General features: G+C 39.1%; 1 protein-coding gene. It reads right to left on the bottom strand.

Annotation, left to right across the window (positions count from 1 at the left end):
* Positions 1-663: DNA cytosine methyltransferase (locus Aba26S_RS21015; protein ID WP_171248909.1), on the bottom strand; the 663-nt coding region annotated here is incomplete at both ends.

Genomic DNA, 663 nt, shown 5'->3' with positions numbered 1-663 from the left:
AAAATGAAACGGATCAAACGACAGACGCCACGGCGACAACCCGGTTAAGCTCGCAATACGCCCTACTGGATTCTCAATTGCCCAAATATTCGGTTTAAAAAATTCAATTGTTCTTAAAGTTTGGTACACCAGCTCAATACTGCTTAACGTGCGACCATCAGCATCTTTGGCAGTAAAATGTCTTGCACCAGAAACAGCAAAGTCAGTACATGGGCATGCAGCTAAAATCGCATGAACGTCCAAACCATCAAAGCATGCAAAAAGCTCGTTAAAGAATTCCACGCTGAAGTTATTAATATCGCCAAAATAAGGATCTGCCTGTATATCAAACCGAAATACTTGATAGCCAGCATCAACCCATGGTTGTGACCATGTGCCAGACAAATCAAAAAGAGAAAGGACAATTTTTTGGTTGTTTTGGTTGCGGATCGTTGGATCTAGATATTGGTTAAACGCAACGTTTTTCCATTGTTCTAAACGTTCTAATGCGGAAGATCTGGACATCCAGCCATTAGCTTCAACATATGCTTGTGATTTCTTATTTAAGCGAACAACTTCATTCTTATGCGGTGCATCAAAGATGTTTGAAATCTTAAACTCAGCATCAATAAAACTACTTCTTGCATCCAATAAAAGCTTATTGAAAAGTTGCAATTGTTCATT

Source organism: Acinetobacter sp. NBRC 110496 (assembly GCF_000876115.1).
Classification (GTDB): domain Bacteria; phylum Pseudomonadota; class Gammaproteobacteria; order Pseudomonadales; family Moraxellaceae; genus Acinetobacter.
The sequence above is the reverse complement of the archived record's forward strand: the minus strand, read 5'-3'. Positions and strand labels throughout refer to the sequence as shown.